This is a genomic window from Ehrlichia minasensis, from assembly GCF_004181775.1.
Lineage (GTDB): Bacteria > Pseudomonadota > Alphaproteobacteria > Rickettsiales > Anaplasmataceae > Ehrlichia > Ehrlichia minasensis.
Map to the genome: position 1 here is coordinate 15338 of NZ_QOHL01000009.1, position 21941 is coordinate 37278.

A 21941-nucleotide genomic window follows, 5' to 3' on the forward strand; every position below is an offset into this window, starting at 1 on the left:
TAATAATTTTAGTAAATCGAGGTATTGCATATGTTGGTCTCATGGTTAGATAAAACACTTGTATTTTGATATGTGTCGTGTTACGATGACCAACTAGTAAAATATAATTGGTTGTGAGTATGATAGATGTTTGTGATTTTAAGGACGTTATTGAAGATGCCTGGAATAATTTAGCCACTCTCTCTAGTAACACATCAATTAAGAGAGTTGTTGATGATGTTATGGATCTTTTAGATCAAGGCAAAATCCGTGTATGTGAAAAAGTTGGGGATCAATGGGTAGTAAATGAGTGGGCTAAAAAAGCCATATTGTTGTGTTTCCGTGTATATGATATGAATCTTGCAGAAATTAGTACCTCAAATTCAATGCTTGGTAATTTATGTTGGTTTGATAAGGTACAATTGAAGTTTGGTAAGTGGAGTGCTAGCGATTTCAGACAAGCAAAAGTTAGAGCTGTACCTGGATCAATGGTGCGTAAATCTGCTTACATTGCACCTAATGTGGTATTAATGCCAAGTTTTGTTAATGTTGGTGCATATGTAGGTGAAGGAACTATGATTGATACTTGGGCATCTGTTGGAAGCTGTGCTCAAATTGGTAAACATTGTCATATTTCTGGTGGTGCTGGAATAGGTGGAGTGTTAGAGCCGTTAAGTTCCAGACCTGTTGTTATAGAAGATAACTGTTTTATTGGTGCTCGTAGTGAAATTGTTGAAGGTGTAATAGTTGGTGAAGGTTCAGTAATTTCTATGGGTGTTTATATCGGAGCTTCTACTAGAATTATTGATAGAGAATCTGGTGAAATATCTTATGGAAGGATTCCTCCATATTCTGTAGTAGTACCCGGTTCTTATGGTAGTGGTGATTTATCGTTATATTGTGCTGTAATTGTTAAAAAAGTTGATGATAGCACTAGAAGTAAAGTATCTATCAATGAGCTTTTAAGGGACGATTCTTAGAATCTGAAATTTTGTAGACTTTGGGAATTAGGCGCTAGTATACATAATAAAATGTGTTTGGTTGTGTTTTACTATAATTTGGAAATGCAAGTCAGTTAAGTATTAATAGGTTTCTTTAACAAGAAATCAATTTTTAGCCCCACTTTAGTTATATACTTAGTGTATAAATTTTATGCTATAGAAGATGCTCTGTTGTTTGTATAAGTATAATTATGTGCTTAATAATATAGTGAGTTTTATTCTAATAGTGATAAAATTCTGAAGTGGGTTCTATTGTTTAAATAATAATGAGTACTATTTTTGCTTTGTGTACTCCATGGGGGAAATCTGGAGTAGCTGTTATTAGGGTTTCTGGTAAAGATGCTGCGAAAGCGTTTTTGCATTTTGGTGTTAGTAGTAATATTAAACCAAGAACTGCAACATTTACTCATTTATATGATAGTAAGGGTGAAATAATAGATGAAGTTATAGTTATTTATTTTATTGCTCCGAGTAGCTTTACTGGAGAAGATGTTGTTGAATTTCATACTCATGGTAGTTTGGCTGTTATAAAAATGATATTAGCTGAACTTGCAAAAATCTTTGTACCTGCTGGACCTGGTGAGTTTTCTTTACGTGCTTTCTTAAATAATAAGGTTGATTTAACTAGAGCTGAAGCAATAGTCGACCTTATAAATTCTGAAACGGAAATGCAAGCTAAACAAGCTATAAGACAGATGTCAGGGGTTTTAGAGCAATTGTATCAAGGTTGGAGGCAACAGTTAATTGATATATTATCTAGTATAGAAGCATATATTGATTTTCCAGAAGAAGTTAATAGTGCAGCAATTGCTAATATTAGTTATTTGTTGAGTAATTTACAGAAATCTTTAGAGTATCATCTTAATGATGATCGGAAAGGTGAAAGGTTACGTCAGGGTATTTGTATTGCGATTGTTGGTGAGCCTAATTCTGGAAAATCTACTTTATTTAATCATTTAGCAAAAAGAGATATTGCTATTGTTTCTGAGTATGCTGGTACTACTAGGGACACTTTGGAAGCGCATATAGATGTAGCTGGATATCCAATCATTATAGTTGATACTGCTGGTATTAGAGACAGTACTGATCTGATAGAACAAGAAGGAATTAGACGTGCAAAGTTAAAAGCTGAAAATGCAGATTTTAAGATAATTATGCTACCTTACGAGAAGCGAAATGTTTTTAACAATGAAATCATGAACTTAATAGATGACAAGTCTATATGTGTTTTGAGTAAGGCAGATAATATTGCAGAACATGAGTTAATATCTATCTTTAATTTTAGTTTTGTACCAATTTCTGTATGTTGTAATAGTGGAATAGAAATTCTACTAAATTTAATCAAGCAGAAAGTGGAAAAAGATTTTCAATTTTGTAGTACTCATCCTTTTATTACTTCTGAAAGACAAAGATTGCATATTCAAAATGCTTTAGATATTATGAAAAATATAGATTTAGAATTACCTATGGAGATAGTTTCAGAAGATTTAAGATTATCTGTGAGAGAATTGGGGAAAGTAGTTGGTGTGATTAGTGATGAAGACATATTAGATAATATATTTGGTAAATTTTGTATAGGTAAATAATGTTTGTTTATATATCTATTTTATTTGGGTGTATATCAATACTTTAGAGATGTTGAGGTTTTTTAATCTGTTGTTTCTTCTGTAGCACTCTTTTGGACTGAGTACCTTATGCTACTGTGTTAGTAACTACCTTTAGTAAATAATTTTTATTCTACATGATTACATATTAGGTAGTATGTAGGTCATTTTATATAGGTAAATAATATTTTATGAATATGCGTCAATACTTTAGAGATGTTGAGGTTTTTTTAATCTGTTGTTTCTCACAGGCACCACTTCAAGTTGAATTTCCTTATTGTTGCATTAATAAAGCACTGTTAGGAAACAATAATTTTGTTCTATATGATTACACTTAGATAATGTATTTGGTGGATTTATATAGGTAAAAAATGTTTGTTTGTATATCTATTTTATGGGTATATATCAATACTTTTAAAATGTTACAGTTTTTAATATGGTTATGGTAAATAACATATTGTTTTTATGATTTAAGTTTATGGAATGTTTTATAGTAATTAGAAATTAAATGGATATTTGTATCCACATATTAAATTTTTTGGAAGTCTTCTATAAATGAAACTATATCTTGAATTTCGGCCATTTTACCTAATCCATATTCGTTACAAACTGCTAATCCTTCTTTAGGTTCAATAATTACTACGTTATCGCTTTTTAAACATTTGATATTACGTTGATTTGCTTTTGAATACCACATTACAGGATTCATAGCTGGAGCCATGATAATAGGAATATTTGATGCAATTATAACTGTTGTAGCTAAATCATCAGCAATACCATGTGCTGTTTTTGCTATTATGTCTAGTGTTGCAGGTGCTACTAATAAAATATCTGAATTTCTTGTTAATGATATGTGATGCATACTATTATGGATATTAAAAAAATCTGCATCTGTATATGCGTAATTTCCAGATAATGATGCTACTGATAATTGAGTAACAAATTTTTCTCCAGATCTACTAATTATGCCAGTTACTGTGTGGTTATTTTCTTGTAATTTTCGTATCAAATCTAAGGACTTGTACGCTGCTATGCTTCCTGAAATGACTAGTAAAATTTTCATAGTATAAAATTAGATGAGCACTAAACTTCTATCATATATTTCTGTATATTCAAAGTTTAATATTTATAATAGGCTTTAACTTATTGTTTTGATATAGGATTCTAGTTTAATGCACAATTTAAGCATATTTTCTAGCGTATGTATGTTACCTGGTGTTAATAAAGTAGTAGGTAATTTATTAAAAAAATTATGTTGTGGAGATAAAATCATAGATTTGTTGTTCCATATACCACAGAACTATGTAGATAGAAGAACTAGATTATCTGAAGAAGCTGTAGGTAAAATTGTGACTTTTATTGGGACTGTTAAAAGTCACGGCTTTATTGGTGGTAGAAGAAAAACTCAATATAAAATTGTCCTTGATACACATATAGGTGAAATATCATTAGTTTTTTTTAATTATTCTGTAAAATATTTAAAGAGTGTTTTAAAAGTAGGATCTGAGTGTGTGGTAAGTGGGACATTGATAAGATTTTTTGAATATTTACAGATTACACATCCTGATTATATTACAACAGATGTTAGAAAATTTCAGGATATTAGTATTATAGAACCTGTTTATCCATTAATTAAAGGATTGACTTCTAAAAGAATTTCAAAGTTAGTGAAGCTGAGTGTAGGACTATTACCTGATTTTCCTGAGTGGATAGATGAGAAGTTGTTAAAAGATAATCAATGGGATAGTTGGAAAGAAAGTTTAATTAAAATACATCACCCAGAGACACTAGAAACTGTATCTTTACATAAAATGAGGCTTGCATATGATGAGTTGTTGAGTCATCAAATTTCTATGAAAATGGTGAGAAAGTTTGATAGCAAACAAGGCATCTCTATTATAAGTAAACAGATATACCATGATGATATTTTAAGTAAATTACCTTTTAAATTAACAGTGGGACAGGAAGAAGTAATAGCTCAAATTACAAAGAGCCAAGCGTTAAAAAATAGGATGGTAAAACTGTTAATAGGAGATGTAGGTAGTGGAAAGACAGTAGTAGCTTTGTTTGCTATTTTGAATGTTATAGAAAATGAAGGACAAGTAGCTTTTATGGCTCCTACTGAAATATTAGCAGAACAACATTATCGTTGGATACAAGAAATGTTATCTGATATTCCAGTAAATGTTGAGTTGTTAACAAGCAAAGTCAAGAAGAAGCAAGATATTAAGAGAAAGTTGCAGCTTGGTGAATGTAAAGTGGTTGTTGGTACACATGCTTTATTTCAGGATGGTGTTGATTTTAATAACCTTAACTTAATTATCATTGATGAGCAGCAAAGGTTTGGAGTATTGCAAAGGATGAAGCTAATTAATAAGGATGATATGGCGGATGTTCTTTTTATGACAGCTACTCCTATTCCTAGGACGTTAGAACAAGTAGTATATGGTGATATAGATTGTTTAAGATTAAAAGATAAGCCTCATGATAGATTACCTATACATACTAGCGTTATAAATATTGAGAAGTTGTATGAAGTTGTTGCGAAATTACAATTTGCTTTGAGAAATGGAAATAAAGCATATTGGATTTGTCCTTATATTGAAGATTCGGAACTAGTAGACATTGCAGCAGCTGAAAAGCGTTTCTTTTCTTTAAAGGAAATATTTGGTCAGGAAGTTGGCTTAGTGCACAGTCGTTTGCCTAAAGCTGAGAGAGATGATGTTATGATGTCTTTTTATCATGGGACTATTAAATTGTTAGTTGCAACTACTGTGATAGAGGTAGGAGTAGATGTACCTGATGCTACTATAATTATTATAGAAAATGCTGAACAGTTTGGTTTATCACAACTTCATCAGTTGCGTGGTAGGGTTGGACGTAGTGACAAAGCTTCATTCTGTATTTTGTTACATGGTAGTATGCTAAGCAAAGTTTCTTATAAAAAGCTCTGTATATTACGTAAATCTCAAGATGGGTTTTATATAGCTGAACAAGATTTATTATTGCGTGGTAGTGGAGATGTTTTGGGTGTAAAGCAATCTGGGTTGTCGAATTTTAAATTTGCAGATATTTATAAGGATCAAAGTCTGATTTCTATTGCTACTGAGCAGGCAGAGGCAATTCTTAATGCAAATGCAGGGTTAAATGATGGTTTAACCCAGTTATTGTGTATGTTTGGTTATAATGTTTCTGCTATAAATTATTAGTTATGTGTGGATAAATAATTTTGATAAGTTACTCTTAGTAATGTTCTATAGAAGTTAGTGATGTTTCAGGTGTTAAAATAGTTGTTATCGTCAGTTGTCAGAGTGTATAAGTAGTGGATTTATATAGTTTGAAATAGTTGATTGTTGAAGTTTTAGTTTTGATAGGTAGGTATAAGTATTTATATTGTAGTATAAAGTACCTTTAGCAGTAAACATTATTATTATCTAACTAAGAGATTGGTATGCTTTTCAATAACATAAGTATGTGCCAAATGTGTTTGATGAATTTTTTGTTTTATAGGTCATTAAAAAAAGGAGGTACATGGATAAGAAATTTTTAATTATGCAGTTGCTTTTTAGAAAGGAAGTATAAACACTATAGCTGCTGAGATTTAAAAGTTTTAGAATTTGCCATGCTTATTAGTATATAAATTATGTTAGTATATTTTAATTAAAGTTATTTTAGAGCTCTAGAACATTTTAAATCCAATGCTCTGACAAATAGCCGATAGTAAGTTTAAAGATAATAAAACATTTGTATTTACTTTACTGATTTTGACGGTGAAAATGGTTACAACATTACCATTATGGTAACAGAACTAATATGTTGTTGGAAAAATTGAATTCAGGTTAAACTTCAGTTAATATTCTCAAATACATAATTCACTGATGGCAGTTGTTGACTGGTTATGGAACACACTACTGCTCTACAATACGCTTAAACAAGTAACTAATGGTAACGTGAAATAATAAACATCTGTATTCACTTTACTGATTTTAACGGTAAAAATGGTTACAACATTACCATCACGGTAGCAGAAGTAATATGCTGTTGGAAAAATTAAATTCAGGTTAAACTTCAGTTAATACTCTCAAATACATAATTCACTGATGGCGGATTGTTGACTAGTTATGGAACCCACTACTGCTCTACAGTACCCTTAAACAAGTAACTAATAGTAACGTGAAATAATAAACAGCTGTATTCACTTTACTGATTTTAACGGCGAAAATGGTTACAACATTACCATCACGGTAGCAGAAGTAATATGCTGTTGGAAAAATTGAATTCAGGTTAAACTTCAGTTAGTACTCTCAAATACATAACTCACTGATGGCGGATTGTTGACTAGTTATGGAAACCACTACTACACAGTTTTAATAACATTAAGTAATTTCAATACTGAGTTAATAACAATACTACATCATTAAACAGACTTTTTGTGTTTTTATCTAATGAAAATATCATTACGTTGTATTGCAATGATATGGTGCCAAATTAGCACAATTATCTCTTATATTAAAACAGAATTTTAATGATCTAATAATTTAACTATTCCGTCACTATAGTATGTAGTGTGGTATATTAATATAAAGACTTTTAATATAGCTTTAATGTTGTAAGGAATTTTAAAACATTGATTTGTCAGTTATTAAAGCATTTAAGTGAGTAACTATTGTAGATTTTAGATAATGATATTTATAGAATTAAATTCTGGTGAGTAAATGCAAAGAGTTTTGAATTGTGTGTATATCATGTTACTAAGCAAGTTGTATTGGTGATTGAGGCTATACCTTAATGGCAATTTTATTTTTTTGATATTATATAATTTGTGTTATAAGAAGATTACATTAGAGCTTGCGATTTTAGTTATACAAAAATAGTATAAACTTAGTATAGTTACTTTTTTCTAAGCTTTTGCGTAAAAAATTATTAAATTATTCTGTGATGTAGTTACTTGTAAAATTGAGGTATTTATATGTCTGTAAGACGTATCATTGTATTTGGTGGAAGTGGTTTTATAGGTAGATACTTGGTAAAGTATTTTGCTGAAAATGGGTATATGATCAAAATTTTTACTAGATATCCAGAAAAAGCAAAGCAGTTAAAATTATGTGGTAATTTGGGACAAGTAGAAGTTGTAAGCGGTGATATTACTAATGTTAAAGAGATAGAGGATAATATATTAGGTTGTCATGTTGTTGTAAATTTACTTGGGACTTTGTACAGTACAAAAAACTCTACTTTTTATGATATACATGCTAAAGCAGCAGAAAATATTGCTAAGACTGCAAAGGGTTGTGGTGTTGAGTTAATGATACATTTTTCAGCTATGGGGATTGATGAAGTACAGCAGTCTCACTATGCAAGAAGTAAATTAATTGGAGAAAGTCTTGTAAAGTTAGCTTTTCCTAGTGCTGTTATTATAAGGCCTAATTTGGTTTTTGGGGCAGAAGATAAATTTTTTAATAAGTTTGCAAAATTGGCAATGATTTCTCCATTCTTGCCAGTAATAGGAGGTGGACGTGCAGTTTTTCAACCTATATATGTTGATGATCTTGCTAAGTTTGTATTTTACATTGTTAATAATGCGATTACAGATAGGTTATATAATGTTTGTGGCCCGCATACTTATTCGTTTAAAGAATTACTAAATTTTATCCTAAACGTTACAAACAGGAAAAATATACTAATAAATATTCCTTTTAGTGTAGCAAATATTTTAGCTTGTGTTTGTGAGTTAAAAATAGTGTCTATTTTATTTAAACTTATTACTGGAAATACAGATCCCATTTTGACAAGGGATCAAGTAAGATTTATTAGAAGTATGACTGAATCCCGTGATATGTATCCTATAAGTAATTTGAGAAAAGTAGGAATAAAGTGCTCAGCTATTGAAAATATAGTACCTAAATATCTGGAAATTTATAAGAGTTTCTAATGTTATAAATGTGGTTTGCATTCAAGCCCTTACAAATTTTTTAATAAGGTGTAATTTGCACTACCTAAATTCAATACATTATCTTTAGCAATTAAGATGTAACAAATTAATTATCATTTAAAAAGTTGTTATTAAAATCACTTTCTTGATCATTGCTATAAAGTTTTTGCTGTTTTTCTCTCCTTTCTTGTTCCTCTATTGAGTACAATGTTATTGGGTTTGCTTCAAGTCTTGCAATACCAATCTTTTCGCCAGTTTCTTCACAGTAACCGTATAATCCGTCATCTATGCGTTGAATAGCTTTGTTGATTTCCATTATCAATGCTTCATTTCTTTTACTGGTTTTTAAAATTAGTACAATGTTATGCTCTCTTGTTGCCATGTCTGTTAAATCTGCATCAACTTGTGGGCGCAATAGTTCTGTAGCTAGTTCTTCAGACTCCTTTTGCAATGTTTCTCTCCATTTAATCAATTTTTGTCTGAAATATTCTAATTGTTTGTGATTCATGTAATTGCTGTCATCTTCATCTTCAGGGAATGCAGTATTATAGTCTTTTTTCAACATTATGTATTCCTTATTAGTGATACAACTAAAATAATAATTTAAATATAGTTGATTAAGAATTCATGTATGATATGTGATATAGTAAGGGTATTTTTGTGAGTTGTAGTCTAAAAATGTACAGTAGTACTGTGTTTTTACATGAATTAAAGTTATTAATGAGTAGAAAGTGTAATCTTTTGAATGCAATTATCCTTTTTGTACTAATCATTAGTACAGCATTATTTACTATGCAAAATACTGAAATAGTAAAAGCTCTGCCCACTATTTTATGGGTTTGTAGTATTTCTACCATACATATTTCTATGTGTAATTTGTTTGAAAGTGATTATGCTAACGGATCTTTAGAGCAAATGTTGATACAAGATCGCATACCAGAAGTAGTAATTTTTTTTAAAATTTTTTCACATTGGATTTATGTAGGAATACCAATAAGTATTATTTCAATGTGTATAGATTATGTCATTTTGGGAAGTAGTGTATATGCTACTTTGGGGTTGGGGTTGTCTTTAAGTATTAGCTTACTGGTCATTAGTTTTATATCTGCTGTAGGTGATACATTGGTATTAGGAAAGGGACATGGTGTGATTATAGCACAAATTTTAACATTACCCATCACAATACCTGTATTGATATATTTTAGCCTTTTATTTGAAAGCTTAAGAAATGGCTTGTATGAAGAAAATTTAATGTTACTTGGATTACTCATAGCAAGTTTAATTCCACTCAGTATAATATTTGTATCATTTTCAATTAAGCTTGCTGTTGAACATGATTAATCATCTTTATAATGTGCTTTAATATAATGATATTAATATTGTTTACTCAATACTTTAGAAATATATTCTATGTAGAGCAGGAGTTTAACTTTGCTTTAGTTTAATAATAGTTAGTTTAATTATATCACTTGTAACGTTAGCATTAAACCTGCTGGGAAATTGGTATAATGGTATACTTCAATTAATGTTTTTAATCTGGTTTATTTAGTAGTTTTAGAAATATTTTCGTTCATGATTTGTATTGTTTTTTTTATTGTCCATTGCTAGTTTAATTTCACTCGATATTATCTTTATATCATTTACTATTTAAAGTTGCTGATACGTATGATTTGTCTTCATAGTATGTTCCAGTATTAATAGTCTTAATATGCAGTTATTCAGTAAGTTAAAAATATTTGCGTGAGAGAATTTATATTACTTATTTTATTATTGTTATTTAGAGTTTGAAAAATTGATGTAATAGTGTACTTCAGTATAGTATTTTTAATGTTGTTTATTCAGTGATCTAGAAATGTTTTGATGCAACAATAATTTATATTGCTGATGTTAATTATTAGTATCCATATTTGTAACATTAGAGTTTTCTCTGCTGAGAAATTAGCATAATATTATGCTTCTAATACCATGTGTTTAATAGTTTTAAAAGTATTGCATTAGAACAGTTTATACCTGTGCTAATTTAATTCTAGTCAGTGCATTATTTTCAATCAAGTTTGCTATGAACATGATTTCTTTTCATGTGCCACAATATAATAGTCTTAGTATCATTTATTTGCTGACTTAGACTGTCTTATATGAAGTGAAAGTTTAATGTTGTTTGTACTTATAGTGTTTTTATTTCTATGAGTCACATGATTATATATATTAGTATCTGTTCATAGGTAAACTAACTGTTGGATATGGTTATATGTGCTATAAATGTAATGTTACTATTATTATATTTTTCAACTTTATAGTATTTTATGAAAGAAAGTTTATTACATTTATATCCTTTGTACAATTTGCAGTAAAGTTTGCTGTGTTATAATTTTAATGTATATTTTAAGTTTATTTGATGCTGTTTAGTATTTCATGTGCAGGTTGAAAATATCTAACATGAAAGTTTGATTCAATTGTAGCTATACTATTGGTTTCATTTTGTCAGATTGAGCTTAATATTAAGTATGATTGACTTTCATAAGATATTCCTTATTATGTTAACATTGGGTGATTAGCTCATTTGGTTAGAGCGCTTGCTTGACGTGCAAGAGGTGACTGGTTCGAATCCAGTATTGCCCACTAATCTGAATGGAATGTGGTTATAAAATGTCCCTTATTCATAAAGACAAAACTTCTAACCATGAAAATAAACTCATATATGCTATTCTTATTATCATTATTACAATGGTTACAGAAGTAGTTGGAGGGATAATATCAAACTCTTTAGCACTACTTTCAGATGCTGGACATATGTTTACTGATTTTATTTCTTTATTACTAAGCTGGTTAGCTTATAAGGTTGCTATGAGAAAATCAGACGCATGTCGTTCTTATGGTTATCATAGATTTCAAGTTGTTGCTGCTTTTATTAATGGTTTAACTTTGTTTGGTATAGCAATTTTGATTATTTTAGAATCAATAAAGCGTTTTGTTTCACCAGAGAAAGTTTGTTGGAAAATTATGATGTCTGTTGCAGTATTAGGGTTAGTAGCAAATGTTGTGTCATTTTTTCTATTGTATAGAAAAAATGAGAGCAATTTGAATCTAAAAAGTGCAGTATTACATGTTATAGGTGATTTATTAGGATCAGTTGCAGCAATTATTGCATCTGTAGTAATTATGTTTACTTCATGGGAAATAGTGGATCCTCTTTTATCAGTTTTTGTAAGTATTATAATACTGGGTGGAGCATATAGGATTATCAAAAACTCTGGGCATATTTTACTTGAAGGTACTCCAGATAATGTAAATCCAGATAGAATTAGAGCATCTGTTTGTGAAAATATTCCTGAAGTTCTGGATGTTCACCATATTCATATTTGGTCTTTAACTACAGATCATCCAATTATGACAATGCATATTAAACTTGATAAGACGATTGTGGATAACAATTTGAAATATAGTCAAGTTGTAGTGTCTGTGAAAAAATTACTTAGCGAAAATTTTAATATTATTCATGTTACTATTGAAGCTGAGTATGATAATTGTGCAGATGATAGTGTTATGATAGAAACAGCTCATAATTAGTAAGTCAGCTTGTAATATTATCTTGAAGTAAAGTTTTACTTATTAACAGAGTGTTATCCAGTGATGTAATTGATATTAAAACAGCAAAAATCATTATTTTGGTAGTGACTTCTTCTATTTTAATTTTTGAGATGTTGAGTTATAGTAATAATTCTTTATAACATCCTCTGTTAATATTTTATATACAATATAGAGTTATCGAATATTACTTAACATTAAGTATGTATTTATTAATTGATGTTATGCTGGATGTGGTCTCTTGTCATTTGAATAATTGTTATTTTTTTGTAATAAATTAATAAATATATGTTTATATATTAACAATTAGTGACAAGATAAGCAGCTTTATTATATATAGTATTAAGTGATAGAGATGATTAATAGTTTTATCTGCAAATTGTTTGTTATTAGTTTGTTTTTTCTATTTAACAATGCTTTTGGTTACGACAGTACCGAAGCTTGTAATGAATATGTTAGACCATGCTATTTTATTGTTACATTAAAGAATCAAATTGAAATTATTACTCAAGATATCAATAATAAAGCTGAAGTGTATGCTAGCATTCAATCTATAGTCGATAGAGTTCTTAATATAAGAGAAATTTCTAAGTTTGTTGCAGGATCATATTGGAATACAATGTCTACTGATGAGCAAGAAGAATTCATTGATGAATATGGTCAATACGTTAAGCGAATGTATAGTAAACAATTATGTAAGTATTCTACTTATGATATGAGTATTTTATCTGTTAAAAACCCAAAAGAAGGTCATTATCTAATTAACACTAGACTATCAAACGAAAGTGATGACCATAATTTTATAATAGTTGAGTTTAATCTGATAAGCACTAGTGATGGATTTTTGTTGTCTGATCTAAAGGTTAATAATGCCATTAGTTTGTCTGTAACTCAGCGTTCTATTATCAAGAATATAGTGAGTAAGCAAGGTATTGATGGTATGCTGACTTATTTCCGGTCAGAAAATTCTGCTGCTAAATACTAATTTTCTGCCAGTCATAGGTTAAATTGAAAGTTGCGCTAATACTTATGGTTTGCTTATAGTCTTTAGACATTTGTGAAGGTAGAAGTCTACTGTCAGCAATAGTATTAATTTGATTAGAAATCAACAGTTATACTGACAGGTAACTGGTAGTGAGAATATATTAGCATTTTTTGCTTTACTGGCAGTAAACGTTACTGCATTTGGATCTAGTAATTTAAAATAATTAGTTGTATTGATTTATAATTGGAGATTACAGAATATCTTTGCTTGTACATAATAAAATCTGTTTGTATGACTTTGAAAAGGGAGTATGAGCCTTATGATACCTGCGGTTTTGACTTTAATTTAAACAATTATATTCATATACAGCCAATGCAGTAACATGTTGGTTTTTCTATTTTAGTAACAAACTTTATCATCTCTAAATCTAGCAGATAGAAATAACGGTTGCACTTATTTTTGATTGAAGGTTGTACCAGTGTGTATAATTTGCTTATCATGATTAGTCTTTAGACATTTGGAAGATAGAAAGTCTACTATCAAGCATCAATTTGATTAGAAACCAACAGTTATACTAACAGATAACTGATAGTGAGAATATATTAGCATTTTTTGCTTTACCGGCAATAAACCTCACAGCCTTTAAATTTTAATAAATTGGTAGTTAAACCTACTTGTTATTAACAAAATGACGTACAGAAAGTTTATGTAATACAAGAAAAATTACTAGAAACTACTATAAGGACTAGATGTAACACTCAGTTACTAAGCTAAGCAATACTTACTACTGTACAAAATTATAAAGCTTTTGCTTGTTGTTGTAAGTCAAAAGTTTTTAACTTTGAAGCCATACGACTGATTTTTCTTGCTGCAGTGTTTCTATGTATAATTTTCTTATTGACACACTTATGCAAGTTTGACTCAGCTTTTTTGAAAGTCTCAATCATGAGCTCCTTGTTTCCTGCAGCTAAAGCTAATAAAAATTTCTTTACGTAGTTATGCGCTCTGCTTTTGCGCATACGATTTACCATAGTGCGTTTTTTTATTACTTTAATCATTTTTTTAGCACTTGGGTGATTTGCCATACTTAAATAACCTGTCTTATACTTACCAATATAACTCTATAAGTAAATTTTAATCAATGCAAGAGCTTTTATATTTTTGTTTTTTAGTAGAAAATATTTTGTAAGAGACATTAATAGCAATAGTTTTACAGCTAAGAATTTTTCTGAAAAATCACCCATCAATGCTCCATTATAAAGGGCATCAGCTAATGTAGTAAAAATGTAGATGATTCATTTATTTAATAAATTGAAAAATGGTTTACTTATACTTCAAGGACATGATGCAGTGAGAATAATGAATGTTTAAAACGAAAGATAATGTTATACTTTAGAATTCAAGACATTTCTTTTGAGCAATAGATAATATTTCATAGAGAGTTTTGCTGTAAAGCTTCTTTAATTAATGAGTTGCTTGCTGTTGAGATTCTTGTTTCAAGTTCATTTGTAAATTCTTCTTTACTTAATCCTGGGTAAATAGGCGGTAAAATTTGTATAATAGCTTTACCTGGTCTTTTTTTAAATGATAAAATACTAGCTGGCCAGAATAAGCCAGTATTGACTGCTATTGGTACAATGGGAATTGATAATTGGTGATATATGGCTGTAATACCTGGTTTTATACTAATTTTTTCTCCCGGTGTTGTTCTTGACCCTTGTGGAAAGATTATGACTGTCCTTCCTTCCTTTACACGTGATTTTGTTGCACTTAGCATATGTTTTAAAGCTTGGATTTTTTGTTGACGATTGATGAATATCATTTTTATTAACATAAAATATATGCCAAAAAATGGTAAATATCTGAGTTCTTTTTTGAGGACATACACTGCATCCTTAAATGTAGTGAATAATATTAATGTTTCTAAAGGAGATTGATGTTCTGATGCAATAATGTATGAAGAATCATCTGGTAAATTTTCATGGCCTCGTATTTCATAGTCTACTTTGTCTATAATTTTACACAGGAATAATATTACTCTGATGCCATAAACAGAACACTTTATTTTTAGTGACATTGGAAATATTGGGTATAATGGGAGTATCGTTATAGAATGTAGTATTGTAAAAAGTATTGATAATATATAGAATAACATTACGAGTTCAACATTAGTTTTATGCAGTATGATATAATCTGCAGTACTGAACAACAAATAGTTTTTAATATTGTAAGCAATGAATATCGCTGTTACTTGCCTATTGATTCATACCTTTGCAAAGTTACCACTAGTAAAATTAGAGTAATCAAACTTTTTGGCATTAGGTTGGTATTAGATATTTTCAAAGCTACGGCAATATATACTGTATATTATTTGATTATTCCAATGAGATTTAAGAATATTAAAAGATGAAGCTTGAGTGATAATTTCAGCTTGATTTTTTAATAATGAAATATCCTAACACATAATGTATTCATTACAAGCTTCAACACTAATAGTAACCAAAGGCAGTTAAATAGAAAAAACAAACTAATAACAAACAGGTTACAGATAAAACTATTAATCGTTCCTATCACTTGATACTAATACAGTAAAACTTTTGTCTTATTATCAATTGTCAAAACATTAAAAAGCGCATAGAGTGTGTGATATGAGTGTTCACATAAAAGGGTTGGGCAGAGCTATTGTACAAATGCTACTACACATTTACCAGAGTTAAGTAAACAAGAGTCTGCGTATGATTTAACAGTATATTATTATATGTACTTTATCAATCTACTTAATTCTTGTTTCCATTATGAATAGTGTTTATTGATAATATTTAAATTTGTATCGTGAAAAATCTATTATTAATGTGTAAGAGAATATAAAATAAAAGTAACCTGCAGTGTTTTAACAAAACATTAATGATCTAAAAACTACATTGTGAATCTTGATATGTTGATGTTTGTTTCATATAATAAGGTGTATTTTGAGAGCAAGCAATTGTAAGGTAATAAATGTCAGTTTTGCCAATCGTTACTGTTCCTGATAAAAGATTATCATTGTGTTCTGAAGAAGTAAGTGAAGTAGATCAGTCAGTAAAGAAGTTAGTTGATGACATGTTCGAAACAATGCATGTTAATAAGGGAGTAGGATTGGCTGCTGTTCAAGTTGGTGTACATAAACGTATTATTGTTGTTAATGTGCCAGAAGAGTTCAGAGAGACTGATGATATTACAAATCAAATAGATGGTTATGAGCTGTATGGTGGCCCTTACTGTATAATCAATCCTAAGGTTGTTGATGCTTCACAAGAAAAAATTAAGTTGAGGGAAGGATGTTTATCTGTTCCTGATTATCTTGATTATGTGGTACGCCCTCAGTATATTACAGTTCAATACTTGGACTATAATGGCAATGAATGTATAATAAAAGCACAAGGATGGCTTGCTAGGTGTTTAGAGCATGAAATTGACCATTTGAATGGAATTGTATTCTTAAAATATCTATCTAAGTTTAAAAGTGATTTTGCAATACAAAAAGTCAAAAAAATAAAAAAATCTAGTCTTTCATGATTGTGTGGTGTTTGTTGTGAGTGATCTGGACTTATTAGAATTATTAAAGTTTTATCATGAAAATGGTATTGATTGTACGTTAAAAGATGTGCAATATCATGTTTTAAAAAATAAAAGCCTGTCCTTAAATACTGATAGTATAAAGTCTAACCTAGAAGTAAAGAAGATAAGCATGAAAGAGGATACTGAAACTTACTATTTGCTAAAAGCTCAAAATCTTGCTGAACAATGTAATACTATAGAGCAATTAAGAAGTGCTATAGAGTCTTTTGATGGGTGTGATATAAAAAACTTAGCAACTAATACTGTGTTTGCTGATGGTAACCCACAGGCGGAAATGATGTTAATAGGAGAAGCACCAGGTGCAAATGAAGATTTGAAAGGTATACCATTTTGTGGTGCTAGTGGTATGTTACTTGATAAAATGTTGAAAGCAATAGGGTTTGACAGAACTACTGTATATATTAGTAATGCTGTGTTTTGGCGACCTCCTGGCAATAGAAGGCCAACAGACTTTGAAATAGCAGTATGTAAACCTTTTGTAGAAAAACACATTGCGTTGATTATGCCTAAAATGTTAGTGTTAGTTGGAAGCACTGCATGTTATGCTATGCTTGATTCTAAAAACCCCATATCTAAGCTTAGAGGGAGGTTTCATTTATATAGTAACAAATTTTTACAGAACAGTATTACTACAAGTATTATATTTCACCCATCGTATTTACTACGTCAACCAATGCAAAAACGTATTGCATGGGAGGATTTAAAGCAAATTAAGCGTCATTTTGATGGTTTATAATGTTAGAGTTTGTTGTTATAGCATAAGTCATTTGTGAAGTGTTGTTTGTCTATGAGATGTCCTTATTGTTAGATTCAATTGTACAGTATAAATCTGCAACGATATCGTAAACTTCGTCACAGAGTATAAGATTAAAGATGAACCCTGTTATAAGCTTCTATTTTTTGTTTAAAATAGTAGTTGTACTAATGAATGTCTAGTAGTGTAATAAGTTAGTATTTTTTGTATTGGTGATAAACTTTGTTACCTGTTGAAATGGGTGATTTGAAATAACAATTTTGCTTATTTTTAATTAAAAACTACAAATGTCAACATCTTAAATTTGCCTATTATGATATGGTAAATTTCACCATTAAACAATGAAAAACAATTATGACTATTGTAAACTTTTGTTTTCTACTTTTACTTAAATTAATGGTTCTCTTGATGTGTCACTGATACTGAAATGTCTTACAGTGAACAATAACATACTTATTACTGTGAAGTGTTGCTATGTATGCATGTAATGCATAAGCTATGCTTATATTTTAAAATGTACTTGCATAAGTTATTATGTCAAAAGTGTTGCTGTATTGTTTATTACATGAAAAAATTTAAAATGTTCTCTATGTTTTGCAAAGTTTTGTTGTGTAAGATCAATATCTGTTAACCATACTTGGCATTTTATGTTTATTATGGTTTCTATCAGTCTTTCTTGGTGAAATACATCCAAGTGAGACATTACATCATCTAGTAATAATATAGGATATTCTCCAGTATTTTGTTTAGCCAGTGCAGAAGATAAAATGAGTGACAATAATAAAATTTTTTGTTCTCCAGTTGAACAGTTGTTTGCTATGAGATTTTTTTCTAGGTGAAATATTTGGAAATTATCATTATGAACCCCGAAATTCACCAAGTTACTTAATGAATCTTTAGTCCTATTTTTTTTTAAATTTTCTTTATATAGCTCAATGGAATCTTCTTTATCTAATAAGTCAAATACCTGACTTTGAATTTTTATGACAGCTTTAAAAAAAGCGTTGGGATTATTGTTTTGAGATAAGTTACTTTGCAATATTTGTAAAACATTAAATCTTGTATGTGCAATATTAATGCCATTTTCTGCAATAATGCTCTCTAAGCTTGATAACCAAAAATTATCTGTAGAATTATTGTGTAATAATCTACTTCTCTCTTGTTTTGCTTTATTGTATTTTATGATGTATGAAGCATATTTTGTATCGAAAATATGTGTTATCCTGTCAAAAAATCTTAATCTTTCGCTTTGTGACTTTAAAAATATATGATCCAATTGTGGTATCAACCATGTAATGCTTATAATTTTGTGTAGTGTAATATAATTTTGACTTTTGTTACTAATGATTATGTTACGTTGCTTATTGTTGCGTGAAATTACAATTGGATAAATACCATTTTGTGTATGGATTTGATATGAAAGACTCCACGGAGAATCAGAAGTGCTGTTTTGCATGCTTTCTGTGTTGACTCCTCTAATACCTGTCCCTTTTGATAGTAAAGAAATGGCTTCTAGTATGTTTGTCTTCCCAGCACCATTTTTGCCCAGTAGTACAACTGATTTACTAGAAGTATCCAATTCAAGGTTTATATAGTTGCGAAAATTCACTAACCGCAAATTGTTTATATAGGATTTTTCTATATGTGGCATCTAATGATCTTCCTTTTTATTTAGAATGAAATTGTATACTTATATTAATTTTTTCTGCAAGAACTACTCATTTATTATATTCAGTACCACCAAAAGTTTTGTATTAATCTCAAGTATTCTGGTTGTACAGTTCTTGTATTACATGCATTAAGTGTTAATTGTGCATTTAAAAAATTTTTTGAAATATATAGATTAATTGATACATATATTCTCTATATGCTCATGAAACCCATTTGTAAAGTCTTGTGAAGCATTTACTACCGTATAACTTATTTTGAAGTATTTAGTTGTATTTAACTTGTAATTTTTGTACTTTGAAAATTGCTATGTTTGCGGTTGATTTTGCTTGTTGTCAAACGTTTGTTTATTAGAGGCGTTGGCATACTAGCTTATTTATAATACTATGGCATAATTGCTTTCTACATGTGTAGCTGTTGTATATTTTGTTGTTGAATGCATATGAGCTGATCTTTTCAAATGTTACTTTATTAGTACGATGTGAATAATGTAGGGACAATATATAGGTTTAGCGTTTCTTGAGGTCTGGTATTTATTTAAGGTTAAAAAGCTTAATTTTCAAAACATATCAGAACACAAGTATTTGCAATGCATACTTAAGTGTAATCTTTTCTGTGGTAAGTAGAGTCCTATAAAGTGATTGCTTCCAGAATGTCTAACCTGTTCTTTACCAAATGCATATAAGTTTTATTGTTGCAAGTATCATTTCTTACATACAATATCAATACTTCTTTTTACAATGATGCTATCTATATGGACAACCAAAAATTATTTGTGAAATTATTAATAATAATCTACTCTCTATTGACGAGTAAACAATGTAATAACTATATAATTTGTTTTTTCTGAAAATATAATATCTATGTGAGTGTGGAAAACTTAGTTTTCATTTTCAAAAACATATAATTACACTACAAGGTATATTAAATGTGATTTGAACTATAGTAGATTTAAACACCATAACATAATTGCTTTTTGAATATGTAACCTGTTTTCTGCTTCGTCAAATATATATGAGTTTGGTCCATCTATTATTTCAGATGTTACTTCTTCTCCTCTATGTGCAGGTAAGCAGTGTAAGAACATATAGTTAGGTTTAGCTTTTTCTAGAAGTTTAGCATTTACTTGATAATTGAAGAATTCGGTTTTTGTTTTATTTTCAGAGCCCATTGAAATCCATGAATCTGTAGTGATTATATCTGCATCTGAAATGATGTTGTAAGGGTTTTTGTCATATACAATGTTTGCTCCTTTTGCTTTTGCAAATTTAAGCAATGAGTCAAAATTTTCTGAATATTCTAAAGTTGAAATATTCAATTTGAAATTTAATACTGTTGCAGCATGTATCCAAGATACTAACATGTTATTAAAATCCCCAATCCAACTTACTGTTGCATTTTCTATGGGACCCATCTTTTCTTCGTAAGTCATAATGTCAGCCAAAACTTGACATGGATGACTATGCTGTGTAAGACTATTGATAACTGGCACTGTGCTGCACTTATTTAATTCTAGTAGAGAATCATGCTCTAATATTCTTATGACTATTAAGTCAACATATCTTGATAAGACTTTAGCTGTATCATGAATAGATTCACCCCTTGTCAATTGGGTGTCTTGTTGATTGAGAATAATAGCATTTCCGCCTAATTGATTAATACCTACTTCAAATGATATCCTTGTACGTGTTGATGGCTGAAGGAATATTAAAGCTATATTTTTATTGTTTAAGTGTTTGCTATACTGATTAGGGTTTTTTTTGATTATAGTACCGTAATTCAAGATTGTACTTAGCTCTTCTTTTGTATGTAAATTAAGATCTATGAAAGAATGAATATTTTGTTTATTCATGATATTTTATAACCTAACTCTAGAATTTAACTTTTACTATTGACGTAAAAAATAATATAACCACTAAAGTTACTAATAAGAATAATAGAATATAATTTTTACTTTTTTTGTCTTTTGAGATGCTCACTAAAAAATGCCTTCATTGTGTAAACTAGATAGCAGAAGAATGGGCATTTCAACATAAAACATATATGATGTCAATAGTTTTTACTTGTGTATACTTGATACCTTATATTTATTGTTTAAGCAACTTATTAATGTTGTTTTGTATACAAAGTTACTACATATACACAAGGGTTGGTTATAAACAAAATTTGAATTATTGTGTAGATGAAAAATATCCTTTGAGTGAATACCATAGACCCTTTAAAAAGCTATTTTCCTTTGAAGACTCAGTAGTTGTATATCTGATTTCTGATTCATCAGATTCTACTTTCTTGAGATTAATTGAGTTCATGTTATTAAGTGTACTGTCAGTGTGATCAGTGCTACTGTTGCTATTGCTGCTATTGCTGTTACTACTGTCACTATTACTGGTATTACTGCTATCGTCTAAGTGAGTATTTGTAGCTTGCATTTTATCTTCAAGGTTGGTTTCGTCCCATGTACTCTTAGTAGTAGTTTCTGTAGAAGTATTCTTCTTATTTTTAGTTCTTGATGTAGGTTTTTTAGCTGATGTTTTGCTTTTTGGTAATGTAGTTGTCATATTAGTATACCCGTAATTATACTTAGTTTAAATATTAATGTTATTTTATTAAATAATAGATAATTTATGTGTCAAAAAACACTTCCTAGTTAAGTTTATGCTTTTGTGGGTTAATTATGCTTGTTCAGTATGTTGTTTTATGTTGAGCACATAAGAGATTTTATTTATATATAGTGGGTTGTGATCGTTTATAAATTCTTCTATAACTAGAGTTTGTAAAAATTTTTTAATGCTTTTAATTGTGAAATTATATGTAC

The 21941-nt window shown here is 29.4% G+C and carries 16 protein-coding genes and 1 tRNA gene; 10 read left to right on the forward strand and 7 right to left on the reverse strand.

Annotated features, from left to right (window positions below; translation table 11 throughout):
- The first annotated feature begins 119 nt into the window (after positions 1–119).
- Both dapD and mnmE read left to right on the forward strand, forming a co-directional pair.
- Positions 120–959: a 2,3,4,5-tetrahydropyridine-2,6-dicarboxylate N-succinyltransferase gene (gene dapD, locus DRF75_RS02475; RefSeq protein ID WP_045171132.1), complete on the forward strand. Its 840-nt coding sequence runs from the start codon at positions 120–122 to the stop codon at positions 957–959.
- Between the two features lie 287 nt (positions 960–1246).
- A complete protein-coding gene (gene mnmE / locus DRF75_RS02480; RefSeq protein WP_045171134.1) occupies positions 1247–2566 on the forward strand; it encodes a tRNA uridine-5-carboxymethylaminomethyl(34) synthesis GTPase MnmE in 1320 nt (439 codons plus the stop codon).
- Positions 2567–3113: 547 nt separating this feature from the next.
- Here mnmE and DRF75_RS02485 read toward each other — a convergent pair.
- Positions 3114–3647 carry a phosphopantothenoylcysteine decarboxylase gene (locus tag DRF75_RS02485; RefSeq protein WP_045171135.1) on the reverse strand — a complete coding sequence of 178 codons (534 nt, stop codon included), beginning with the start codon at positions 3645–3647 and terminating at the stop codon, positions 3114–3116.
- A gap of 109 nt (positions 3648–3756) precedes the next feature.
- Between DRF75_RS02485 and DRF75_RS02490 the strand changes: the two genes are divergently transcribed.
- The gene (locus tag DRF75_RS02490) at positions 3757–5793 is read left to right on the forward strand and encodes an ATP-dependent DNA helicase RecG (RefSeq protein ID WP_052453678.1); all 2037 of its coding nucleotides are present in this window, start codon (positions 3757–3759) and stop codon (positions 5791–5793) included.
- 1760 nt (positions 5794–7553) lie between these two features.
- Positions 7554–8516, forward strand: coding sequence for a complex I NDUFA9 subunit family protein (locus DRF75_RS02495; RefSeq protein WP_045171137.1), 963 nt, complete (start codon positions 7554–7556; stop codon positions 8514–8516).
- Between the two features lie 106 nt (positions 8517–8622).
- Here the strand turns inward: DRF75_RS02495 and DRF75_RS02500 are convergent, their stop codons facing one another.
- On the reverse strand, positions 8623–9081 hold the full coding sequence (locus DRF75_RS02500; protein WP_045171138.1) for a TraR/DksA family transcriptional regulator: 459 nt from the start codon (positions 9079–9081) through the stop codon (positions 8623–8625).
- Between the two features lie 95 nt (positions 9082–9176).
- On the opposite strand from DRF75_RS02500, the gene DRF75_RS02505 reads away from it, so the two are divergent.
- The 4 genes from DRF75_RS02505 (at position 9177) to DRF75_RS02520 (ending at position 13086) form a co-directional block, all read left to right on the forward strand.
- Complete coding sequence (locus DRF75_RS02505) at positions 9177–9857, forward strand: heme exporter protein CcmB (protein WP_235424723.1); 681 nt, start codon at positions 9177–9179, stop codon at positions 9855–9857.
- A 1204-nt stretch (positions 9858–11061) separates the two neighbouring features.
- Positions 11062–11135: transfer RNA gene (locus DRF75_RS02510), tRNA-Val, on the forward strand.
- A gap of 27 nt (positions 11136–11162) precedes the next feature.
- Positions 11163–12083, forward strand: a complete 921-nt coding sequence (locus DRF75_RS02515; RefSeq protein WP_129992601.1) for a cation diffusion facilitator family transporter — start codon at positions 11163–11165, stop codon at positions 12081–12083.
- A gap of 373 nt (positions 12084–12456) precedes the next feature.
- Complete coding sequence (locus DRF75_RS02520; RefSeq protein WP_045171159.1) at positions 12457–13086, forward strand: MlaC/ttg2D family ABC transporter substrate-binding protein; 630 nt, start codon at positions 12457–12459, stop codon at positions 13084–13086.
- Positions 13087–13883: 797 nt separating this feature from the next.
- On the opposite strand, the gene rpsT is transcribed toward DRF75_RS02520, so the two are convergent.
- Positions 13884–14171, reverse strand: a complete 288-nt coding sequence (gene rpsT, locus DRF75_RS02525; protein ID WP_045171140.1) for a 30S ribosomal protein S20 — start codon at positions 14169–14171, stop codon at positions 13884–13886.
- Positions 14172–14518: 347 nt separating this feature from the next.
- On the reverse strand, positions 14519–15241 hold the full coding sequence (locus DRF75_RS02530; protein ID WP_045171141.1) for a lysophospholipid acyltransferase family protein: 723 nt from the start codon (positions 15239–15241) through the stop codon (positions 14519–14521).
- A gap of 842 nt (positions 15242–16083) precedes the next feature.
- Here DRF75_RS02530 and def point away from each other — a divergent pair.
- Together def and DRF75_RS02540 are read left to right on the forward strand one after the other, a co-directional pair.
- The gene (def, locus tag DRF75_RS02535; RefSeq protein ID WP_045171142.1) at positions 16084–16641 is read left to right on the forward strand and encodes a peptide deformylase; all 558 of its coding nucleotides are present in this window, start codon (positions 16084–16086) and stop codon (positions 16639–16641) included.
- A 16-nt stretch (positions 16642–16657) separates the two neighbouring features.
- On the forward strand, positions 16658–17440 hold the full coding sequence (locus tag DRF75_RS02540; protein WP_045171143.1) for a uracil-DNA glycosylase: 783 nt from the start codon (positions 16658–16660) through the stop codon (positions 17438–17440).
- Between the two features lie 550 nt (positions 17441–17990).
- On the opposite strand, the gene recF is transcribed toward DRF75_RS02540, so the two are convergent.
- The 3 genes from recF to DRF75_RS02555 all read right to left on the reverse strand — a co-directional run bounded on the left by recF (position 17991) and on the right by DRF75_RS02555 (position 21684).
- The gene (gene recF, locus DRF75_RS02545) at positions 17991–19109 is read right to left on the reverse strand and encodes a DNA replication/repair protein RecF (protein ID WP_129992602.1); all 1119 of its coding nucleotides are present in this window, start codon (positions 19107–19109) and stop codon (positions 17991–17993) included.
- A gap of 957 nt (positions 19110–20066) precedes the next feature.
- Entirely contained in the window at positions 20067–20978 is a 912-nt protein-coding gene (gene argF / locus DRF75_RS02550; RefSeq protein ID WP_045171145.1) for an ornithine carbamoyltransferase, read from the reverse strand.
- A gap of 319 nt (positions 20979–21297) precedes the next feature.
- Entirely contained in the window at positions 21298–21684 is a 387-nt protein-coding gene (locus DRF75_RS02555; protein WP_045171146.1) for a hypothetical protein, read from the reverse strand.
- Positions 21685–21941: the final 257 nt, after the last annotated feature.